The following is a 9537-nucleotide window of genomic DNA, read 5'->3' as shown; positions in this document are numbered from 1 at the left end:
TATGTGGACCGAAATTCTGGGATGGGCACTTCTGGTGTCCCTCAACCCGATGCTGCTGGGAGCCATCGTGCTCGTGATCTCCCGGCCGCGGCCGGTGCAGAACCTGCTCGCGTTCTGGGTGGGCTGCGTGATCGTGAACGTGCCTGCGCTGCTGATCCCGTTGGTGGCGCTGCACTCCGTGCCGTCATTCGCAGCTCTCGCACAGGAACTCGCGACACCTGACCCCACCTCGGGGATCCAGCCCCTGCAGCTGGGCACGGGAGTGCTCGCACTGTGCCTCGCGGTGCTGATCCTGGTGCGCAGCCGGGTCCGGCAGCGGGTGCCTGCGCGGTCCGCGAGCGGCGGTGATTCGTCGGTCCTGGTGCTGGATTCGGATGAGTCCGAAGCTGATTCGCGGCCGCCCGGCCGCATCCGGCGGCTGCTGGGGCGGGCCCGCGACGAATGGGACAACGGCGCCCTGTGGGTGTCGATGGTTCTGGCGCTGATCTATGTGTTGCCACCGCCGTTGATCCTGTTGATCGACACCGTGATCGTCGGATCGGGAACATCGATCGGAACACAGATCGTCGCAGTCCTGGTGTTCGTCGCGGTGATGTTCGCGGTTTTCGAGATCACGCTGATCAGCTACATGCTCGTGCCGGCCAAGACCCAGGCCGTGCTGGATTCTGTGCACGGATGGGCATTGGTGCACCGCACGCAAGTGCTGATCGTGCTGTTCTTCCTGGTGGGAATCTGGCAGGTGCTCACGGGGCTCGGGATTGCCTGAGTGCGGGCCGCGCCTGCAGTTCGGGTGCGGCGGCGGCAAGTAGCGCGTCGCGCTCCCTGTTCAACGGCGGGTAGATGCGCTGCGTGTTGATCACGACCTTGGTGGCCTTGGCCTGTGCGCCACGCGACACCACCTGGCGGTCCCACCCTTCGGTGTACACCGCCCCCGCAGGCCCGAGGTCGAGAACTGTCACATACCAGGGGATTCGGAGCCGCAACATGGGCTCGCCGAGGACGTCGCTCACGACGTTGTAACCCGCGTAGCGGCCCATGGGCCTGCCGTGCTGGCATGACATCACCGAGAGGTGGTCGTCGTCCATGCGCGCGGCGGCGACGTCGCCGGCCGCGAACACGCCCGGCGAGCCGATCACCCTCAGGTAGTCGTCGACAGCGACCCGGCCCAGCCGGTCGCGGTCGACGCCCAGTTGCGCCACAAGGGGATTGGCCCGCATGCCGGCACACCAGACCACGGTGCGCGAGGCCAGCACGTCGCCCGACGACAGCGTCACACCGTGTGCGTCCACCGCGGCGACACCGACGCCGGTGAGAGTCTCGACCCCGTTCTCGGCGAGCGCAGCTTCGATCACCGGGCGCGCCGACATCCCCATGTCGGATCCGACGTGGGGGTTGCGGTCGATCAACACCACCCGCGGCGCTACGGAGGATCCTGCGAAAGTCTTGGCCAGCATTCCGGGAAGTTCGCACGCCGTCTCGATGCCCGTGAGTCCGGCGCCGACCACGACGGCCGTGGCTGCCTCGGGGGTGGCGCGCTCGTCCGCGAGCTGTGCGAGGTGGCGGTGGAGTCTCATGGCTCCGTCGTAGGTGTCCACGTCGAATCCGAACTCTCGCAAGCCGGGGAGGTCGGGCTTGACCACCTGACTGCCCAACGCCACGACCACGCGGTCGTACCGGTGATGGTCCTCGGGGCCGACGGTCACGGTGCGCTGCGCCGTGTCGATCGCCGTGACCTCGCCCGTGACGTGCCCGACGCCCACCGGGTCGAGAACGTCGCTCAGCGATATCCGGCACCTGGTCAGGTCTGCTTCGTAGTTGCGGACCCGGATGTCATGGAACGGCTGCGAGCTGATCACCGTCACGGTCAGCGCGCCCTCGGCTACCCCGAGCTCCTCGCGTCGCCGGGCCGCGCCGAGTGCGGCCCACAGTCCCGCGAACCCCGAACCCAGAACCAGGATGCGATCGGTCACGCAGACATCGTGGCAGCGCGAGGCTCGCCAAATTCGTGACAACGTACGTTGTCACGAGCTACCGTGTCGAACGATGACCGTTGCCCGGGCACCGTTGAACAAGCCGAGGAAGCCGCCCTATGTGCTGGCGGGCCTCGTCACCGCGTTGGTGATCGCCTTGGTGTTCGGGTTGATCTGGCTGCAGTTTCGCGGGTTCTTCCAGCCGAAAACCCAGATCACGGTGCTTTCCGGGCGGGCGGGGCTGTCGATGGATCCCGGGTCCAAGGTGACCTACAACGGGGTGCCGATCGGCCGGCTCAAGGCGGTCGACGTGGTCACGGTCGATGGCAATCCCGCGGCCAGGTTGTTGCTGGACGTGGACCCGAAGTACCTGCGGTTGATTCCCGAGAACGTCGATGTCGAGTTGCGTGCCACCACGGTGTTCGGCAACAAGTACATCTACTTCGCATCACCTCAGGAGCCGTCCTCGGCTCGGGTTTCGGAGTCGACGCCGATTCAGGCCACGGGCGTGACGACGGAGTTCAACACGTTGTTCGAGACCATCACCAAGATCTCCGAACAGGTCGATCCGATCAAGCTCAACGAGACGTTGACCGCGACGGCGCAGGCCCTTGACGGGTTGGGCGACAAGTTCGGTCAGTCGGTAGTCAACGGCAACACGATCCTGGCCGACCTGAACCCGCGGATGCCGCAGATCCGTCGCGACCTCTCCGGGGTCGCGGACTTGACCGCGGTCTACTCCGAGGCATCGCCGGATCTGTGGGACGGGCTGACGAACGCTGTCACCACCGCACGAAGCGTCAACGCGCAGCGTGGCAATCTGGATCAGGCGTTGATGGCCGCGGTCGGGTTCGGCAACACCGGCGGTGACATCTTCGAGCGTGGCGGGCCGTATCTGGTGCGGGGCGCGCAGGATCTGTTGCCCACCTCGGCGCTGCTGGACAAGTACAGCCCCGAGCTCTTGTGCACGATCCGCAACTTCCACGACGCGGCCCCGAAGATGGCGGACGCGTTCAGCGGCAACGGCTACTCGGTCCGGACCCACACCTCCATAGTCGGCGTCGGCAACCCGTACGTGTATCCGGAGAACCTGCCGCGCGTCAACGCCAAGGGCGGGCCGGAAGGCCGGCCGGGTTGCTGGCAGCCGATCACGCGCGATCTGTGGCCCATGCCGTACCTGGTCATGGACACCGGTGTGTCACTGGCGCCGTACAACCACTTCGAACTAGGCCACCCGATCATGGCCGAGTACGTCTGGGGCCGCCAGGTCGGCGCCCCCACCATCAATCCCTGACGAACACCGTGTCACCGCCGACGATCGTCTGCACCACCTGCACCATGCCGACGTCCGTCGCGGTCGTGATGTCCTGGTCGAGCACCACGAGGTCGGCCAACATGCCCGCCGCGATCCGCCCGGTCCGGTCCTGACCGTTGGCGTACGCGGAGCCCGCGGTGTAGGCGTGGATCGCCGACTGCAGGGAGATGCCCTCCTGTGCCTGCAGAGGGGTGTCGAAGACGCCGTCGCCGATCGCGTGCGGATCGGCATGCGTGCCGGTGCGGTGTACCGCGGTGTGGATGGCCCACAACGGATTCGGATCAGTCACCGGCCAGTCGCTGCCCATCGCCAGCGTGCCACCGTGGCGTTGGATCGAGCCGAACGGGAAGTGCCAGAGCTCACGGTCCGGTCCGAGCAGCGGCAGCTTGCGCTCGACGATCTCCTTGTCACGGCGAGCCCACAGGGCCTGGATGTTGGCGATCACGCCGAGCCGGCCGAATCGCGGAATATCCTGCGGGTCGACCACATCCAGGTGGGCGATCTGATGTCGGCCGTCGAACTGCGGGTGCTGGGCGATCGCGTGCCCGAGCGCGTCGAGGCATTCGCGGACCGCACGGTCACCGACGGCGTGCATGTGGACGCCGAACCGCTCGCCCGCGAGCAGGGCCGTGACCTTGTGCAGATCCTCGGGGTCGATGAACGACTCGCCCGTGTCGTGGCCTGCGACGGCCCGATACGGCGCAAGCATCGCGGCCGTGCAGTTCTCACAGATGCCGTCCTGCATGACCTTGACCATGGTTGCGGTGAACCGGGAATGGCCGGTGCGATCACGGCGCGCGCACAGCTCGCCGAGTTGCTCGGCGCCGCGCTCGGCCTCCCACCACAGGGCGCCGACCACCCGTGCGGTCAGTTCGCCGGCCTCGTCGGCGTCGACGTAGGTCGCGAAATTGTCCTTGAGCCCGAAGAATTCGGCACCGACCGCGGCGTCCTGCCAACCGGTCACACCGACGGAGTGCAGCCGTCGCTGTGCTTCAAGCAGGGCGCGCCGCATGAACTCCGGCGTCACTTCGGGGATGAGGGCGTTGACGGCGTCGCCACCGCGATCCAGCAAAACCCCGGTGGGTTCGCCGTCGTGATCGCGGATGATCCGGCCGCCCGCGGGATCGGCGGTGTCCGACGTGATCCCGGCCAGCTCGAGGGCGCGCGTGTTGACCCAGGCGCCGTGGTAGTCGTGGCTCGTCAGGATCACGGGCCGGTCGGCGGCGACGGAGTCGATGTCCTGGCGGGTCGGAAAGCCGCCCGGGAACGCGTCGCCGTACCAGCCCGCCCCGGCGATCACGGCCTCGTCGGGATTGGCGGCGGCGTACTCGGCGATCGCGGCGAGATAGCTCTGGCGGTCGTGGGCCAGGCCGGACAGGTCGCACCGCAGCGCCGACATGCCCGCGGCGACCGGATGCGCATGCGCGTCGACGAATCCGGGCAGCAGACTCGCACCACCCAGATCGGTGATCTCCGTGTGCTTTCCGATCATGTCACGGTCGACGCCGCGGCCCACGCCGACGATCGAGTTGCCGTGGACGGTCACGGTGTCGGCTCCGGCCGCGTCGAACACGGCGGCGTTGGTGAAGATGCGGTCGGCAATCATGGTGTCTTTCAGGCCGTGACGGTCTGACGGTCGGCGAGCACCAGTGCGCTGGCGTGCTCGGCGACCGCCATGATGGTGCCCACCGGGTTGACCGAAGGGATGGTGGGGAACACCGACGCGTCGACCACGCGCAGGCCGTCCACGCCGCGGACCCTCAGCCGTGAATCGCACACCGCCATCGGATCGTCATCGGAACCCATCCGACAGGTTCCGGACACGTGGTAGACGGTCTGGTGGGTGGCCCGCAGCGCCTCGGACAGCTCGTCGTCGGACTGCGCGTCCGGCCCCGGGAAGACCTCGCGGACAAGCCACTTGGCCATCGGTTCGGCCTCGGCGATCCGGCGGGCCAGCCGGATCCCGGCGATCAGGACCGCCTCGTCATGCCCGTCAGCATCGGTGAAATACCGGTAGTCGATCGAGGGACGCTCGGCGGGATCGGACGACGTGATCCAGACCCGCCCACGGCTGCTGGGCTTGGCGACGTTCGGCGCTATCGACACGATGCGCTCGGGCATCTCGACACCGCGCGCGATGGCGTGGTCGGCGACGGCTTCGACGGGGAAGTGCATCAGCACCTCGGGCCGAGCGGGGCTGTCCTCCGACAGGCGCACCGCGGCCCCGGCATCCCACCCGGTCGCGCACGTGCCGGGCACGTCGGCGGCGGCTTCCCAGACGATGAGACCTTCGGCGTGGTCCATGAGGTTCTCGCCCACCCCAGGAGCGTCGACCACCTGCACAACGCCCGCCGCGGCCAGCACATCGGCCGGGCCGATCCCGGACAGCTGCAGCAGCTTTGGCGAATCGATGGCCCCGCAGCACACGATGACCTCCCGGTCGGCCCGGAACTCGTGGCGGTTACCCGCATCGTCGCGGGTGATCACGCCGACGGCTCGACCGTCTTCGACGAGGAGCCGCTCGGCGTGCTGTCCGTGCTCGATTACGAGATTGTCGCGCTCGACGATCGCGTCGTGCAGGTAATGCACCGACGTCGAGGACCGCAGGTGGCTCTGCGGGGTGTAGCCGATCTCGAAGAATCCGGCTCCGACGCCCGTGGCGGCGAAGTCGGGGTCGGAGTTCCAGGCCCGCCGGGCAGGCAGATCCAGCGCCCGCCGGGCGGAGTCCACCACGTCGCCGACGTACGGGTTTCGGTCCTTGTCGGCGACGGGCTCGACCGGCGCGAGGATCCGGTCGAACGCGTCGTGTACCGCGGCGGCGTCCCAGCCTGTGACGCCCAGCGCGGCCCACTCGTCGAGGTCGGCCGCGAGTGGCCGCCACGTGATCATGGTGTTGGCCGTCGAACAGCCCCCGAGGATCTGCATGCGGGCCTGGCGAATGCCGGAGTTGCCGCGCTCCTGCGGCACACTGCGGTAGTCGAGGTCGTATTCGCTCTCCAGCATCTGTGCCCACCGGCGGATGTCGCGGGCGCGGGGCTCGTCCTTGTCGGAGGGGCCTGCTTCGAGCACCGTGACCGTGACGTCCGGATCCTCGGAAAGTCGCGATGCCACAATGCATCCGGCGGTGCCGCCACCGACGATCAGATAGTCGGCCATGCTCACGCCACCGCGGGCTGCGTCACGGGTGCGACCACCTTGGAGCGCATGAGCGCGTAGTACAGCGGGCAGATGACGGCCAGGCCGACGATCCACGAGATGTCGACGCCGCCCATCGCCGCGGCCGCGAATCCGGTGAACAGCGTGGTCGACAGGAAGGGGATCTGGATCAGGATGCCGATGAAGTAGCACGCGATCGCGGTCCAGTTGAACCTCCCGTACCGGCCACCGTCACGCTCGAACAGTGAGTCGATGTCGTAGACGCCGTGACGCAGCAGGTAGTAGTCGACGAGATTGACTGCGGTCCAGGGGATCAGGACACACAGCAGCAAGGCCAAGAAGTTCGCGTAGTTGGCCAGGAAGTCTTCCGCGCTGACCAGCGCGGGGATGATCGCGATGACAAACAGCACGATGGCCGTCACCGCGCGGCTGCCCGCGGCGGGACGCCACCGCGGAAACAGGTTCTGGCCCACCGTGATCGTGGACAGCGCACCGCAGTACAAATTCATGGCATTGGTGGCCGTGATGCCGATCGCGAAGATCGCGAACACGCCCGTGCTCACCCCGCGCGTGAGCGTCGACAGGCCTTCGAGGGTCTCGTCGGTCGGCAACGCGGCACCCACCAGCACACCGAGCAGCATCGGCAACACCGAGCCCAGCACGCAGCCCGCATAGGTGCCCCAGAAGGCGGCGCGCTGGCCGGTGTCCTTGGGCATATACCGCGTGTAGTCGGAAACATAAGGTGCATAGGCGATCTGCCACAGGGCCGCGACCGACAGGGTGGCCATGAACCCGGCCCAGCTGAACCCGCTGGTGTGCCAGGTGTCGGCGGGAACACCGTTGACCCCGATCATCCAGGCGAATGCCACGACCAGCGCCCCGCCGGCGACCACGGACAGAAACGCGGTCACGCGGTGGATGAGCCGGTAACCCACGATTGTCGCGACGACGCTGATCAGCCCGATGATCATGATGGACCAGTTGGTGGGCAGGCCGGTCACCTTGGCCAGCGCCTGACCGCCGAGGACCGCGTTGGACGCGAAGAAGCCCAGGTACATGAAGACCACCAGGACCACCACGAGAAGGCTGCCGTACGAACCGAACTGGGCCCGGGTCTGCAGCATCTGGGGCACACCCATCTGCGGGCCCTGGGCGGCGTGCAACGCCATCACCACACCGCCGATGACATTGCCGAGGATGATCGCGGCTGCGCCGGCCCACAGCGGCAGGCCGAACACCGTGGTGGCGAGTGCGCCGGTGATGATGGTCAGCAACATGATGTTGGACCCGAACCAGACGGTGAAGAGGTCACGGGCGCGGCCGTGCCGTTCGTCGACCGGGACGTGGTCGATGGTCCGTTGTTCTACGGGTGCGGCGGACACCGGAACTTTATCGTTCATCTGACGGCTGCTCTCTTTGCGGGCCCTGCGGCGGTGTGCCGGAATGTGGGATCCCGACATCACGCAGTATTCGCGATGTCGTTCCAAATATAAAACGCATTATTCCGACGTAATTCATCACTTTTTATGATGACCAGATCATTAGAGAATTGTTTCCACCTCGTTTCTCTGGCCTCATAACAGATTGGTGCACAACGGTATTCGTCAGAGTGCGATCCAGGTGGTTTTCAGGCCGGTGTATTTGTCGAGCGCGTGCAGGGACAGATCGCGGCCGAATCCGGACTGCTTGAATCCGCCGAACGGGGTCTGAGGGCTCAGTGCGTCGACGGTGTTCACCGACACCGTGCCTGCGCGCAGTGCCCCCGAGACGCGGTGCGCGCGGGACAGGTCACGGGTCCACACCGAGGCAGCCAGACCGTAGACGGTGTCGTTGGCCATCGCGATCGCCTGTGCTTCGTCGGCGAACGTCTGCACGGCCAGCACCGGCCCGAAAACCTCTTCGGTCACCAGCTCGGCGGTCGAGGGCAGGTTCGCGACGATCGTGGGGGACACGAAACAGCCGCGGCCGTCGACCGTTTCACGTGTCCCGCCGGTGATGACCTCGCCGTCGGCACGGGCCCGCTCGATGAACCCGACGACCCGCTCGGTGTGCTGTTCGTCGACGAGGGCGCCCAGGGTGGACGCCGGATCCAGCGGATTGCCCGGCCGCACGTCGGCAGTGCGCTTGACCAGCTCGGCGAGGAACTCTTCGGCGATCGACTCGTGCAGCAGCAGCCGGGAATTCGACGAGCACACCGCGCCCTGGTTGTAGAACGCCCCGAAGATTGCCTTGTCCACCGCGGCATCCAGGTCCGCATCGGCGAACACCAGGTTCGGGCTCTTGCCGCCGCACTCCAACCAGACCTGCTTGGCGTTGGAGTCCGCGGCGTAGCGCAGGAACCGCTTGCCGGTTTCGGTCGAGCCGGTGAACGCGATGACGTCGACTCCGGGGTGGCGTCCCAGCGCCTCACCGGCCGTCGGGCCGAGGCCTGGAACCACGTTGAGCACGCCCTCGGGCAGTCCGGCTTCCACGGCGAGCTCGGCGAGCCGGATCGAGGACAGCGGCGCCTGCTCGGCGGGCTTGAGGACGACAGAGTTGCCCGCCGCGAGCGCGGGAGCGACCTTCCACACCGCGAGGTCGAGCGGGAAGTTCCACGGCGTCACCGCGCCGACGACACCGAGCGGCTCGCGGGTCACCAGCGCGAGATTGCCGGGCTCGGTGGGTGCGATCTCGCCCGACTGCTTGTCGATGGCCTCGCCGTAGAACGCGAAAAGCTCGGCGGCCGAGGGCACGTCGACGGTGTGTGCTTCGGCGACGAGCTTGCCCATGTCCATCGAGTCCAGCAGCGCCAGCTCCTCGCTGTGCGCCAGGATCAGTTCCGAGAGTTGGCGCAGCACACGCTTGCGGTGCGACGCCGAGGCCTTCGACCAGGCGCCCGATTCGAACGCGGTGCGTGCCGACGCCACTGCCGCGTCGACGTCGTCGGCATCGGCCGACGCCACCGGCGCGATCAGCTCACCCGTGGCGGGGTTCACCGAGTCGAACGTCGCGCCGGACAACGCGGCCCGATACTTGCCGTCGATGAAAACCTCGGTGCGCGGCGTGATTTCGCCGGCCAGCCGGGTCCAGTCGTCGAGCGTGGTCATGTGCCTGCCT

Annotated in this window: 7 protein-coding genes; 2 read left to right on the top strand and 5 right to left on the bottom strand. The window is 67.3% G+C overall.

The genetic code is table 11. The features are described from left to right. Position 1 precedes the first annotated feature (1 nt). Positions 2-766, top strand: coding sequence for a GAP family protein (locus G6N67_RS11535; RefSeq protein WP_036430377.1), 765 nt, complete (start codon positions 2-4; stop codon positions 764-766). Here G6N67_RS11535 and G6N67_RS11530 read toward each other — a convergent pair. Beyond that, positions 744-1970 (bottom strand): NAD(P)/FAD-dependent oxidoreductase, encoded by a 1227-nt coding sequence (locus G6N67_RS11530; protein WP_036430376.1) that lies wholly within the window; start codon positions 1968-1970, stop codon positions 744-746. The genes G6N67_RS11535 and G6N67_RS11530 overlap by 23 nt on opposite strands. 73 nt (positions 1971-2043) lie before the next feature. Between G6N67_RS11530 and G6N67_RS11525 the strand changes: the two genes are divergently transcribed. Next, positions 2044-3264 carry an MCE family protein gene (locus G6N67_RS11525; protein WP_036430375.1) on the top strand — a complete coding sequence of 407 codons (1221 nt, stop codon included), beginning with the start codon at positions 2044-2046 and terminating at the stop codon, positions 3262-3264. On the opposite strand, the gene G6N67_RS11520 is transcribed toward G6N67_RS11525, so the two are convergent. The 4 genes from G6N67_RS11520 to G6N67_RS11505 form a co-directional block, all read right to left on the bottom strand. Beyond that, positions 3254-4891, bottom strand: coding sequence for an amidohydrolase (locus G6N67_RS11520; RefSeq protein ID WP_036430374.1), 1638 nt, complete (start codon positions 4889-4891; stop codon positions 3254-3256). The two genes, G6N67_RS11525 and G6N67_RS11520, sit on opposite strands and share 11 nt — an antisense overlap. Positions 4892-4899: 8 nt before the next feature. Continuing rightward, on the bottom strand, positions 4900-6441 hold the full coding sequence (locus G6N67_RS11515) for a GMC family oxidoreductase (protein WP_036430372.1): 1542 nt from the start codon (positions 6439-6441) through the stop codon (positions 4900-4902). A 2-nt stretch (positions 6442-6443) separates the two neighbouring features. Next, positions 6444-7841 carry a purine-cytosine permease family protein gene (locus G6N67_RS11510; RefSeq protein ID WP_036430370.1) on the bottom strand — a complete coding sequence of 466 codons (1398 nt, stop codon included), beginning with the start codon at positions 7839-7841 and terminating at the stop codon, positions 6444-6446. 204 nt (positions 7842-8045) lie between these two features. Then, positions 8046-9527, bottom strand: coding sequence for an aldehyde dehydrogenase (locus G6N67_RS11505; RefSeq protein WP_036430368.1), 1482 nt, complete (start codon positions 9525-9527; stop codon positions 8046-8048). Between the last annotated feature and the right edge of the window lie 10 nt (positions 9528-9537).

The organism is Mycolicibacterium mageritense, from assembly GCF_010727475.1.
Classification (GTDB): domain Bacteria; phylum Actinomycetota; class Actinomycetes; order Mycobacteriales; family Mycobacteriaceae; genus Mycobacterium; species Mycobacterium mageritense.
The sequence above is the reverse complement of the archived record's forward strand: the minus strand, read 5'-3'. Positions and strand labels throughout refer to the sequence as shown.

What these genes read in the sequence shown, in the direction of transcription:
- G6N67_RS11520 (WP_036430374.1), bottom strand. Translation starts at nt 4,891, where the DNA reads ATGATTGCCGACCGCATCTTCACCAACGCCGCCGTGTTCGACGCGGCC.
- G6N67_RS11515 (WP_036430372.1), bottom strand. Translation starts at nt 6,441, where the DNA reads ATGGCCGACTATCTGATCGTCGGTGGCGGCACCGCCGGATGCATTGTG.
- G6N67_RS11510 (WP_036430370.1), bottom strand. Translation starts at nt 7,841, where the DNA reads ATGAACGATAAAGTTCCGGTGTCCGCCGCACCCGTAGAACAACGGACC.
- G6N67_RS11525 (WP_036430375.1), top strand. Translation starts at nt 2,044, where the DNA reads ATGACCGTTGCCCGGGCACCGTTGAACAAGCCGAGGAAGCCGCCCTAT.
- G6N67_RS11505 (WP_036430368.1), bottom strand. Translation starts at nt 9,527, where the DNA reads ATGACCACGCTCGACGACTGGACCCGGCTGGCCGGCGAAATCACGCCG.
- G6N67_RS11535 (WP_036430377.1), top strand. Translation starts at nt 2, where the DNA reads ATGTGGACCGAAATTCTGGGATGGGCACTTCTGGTGTCCCTCAACCCG.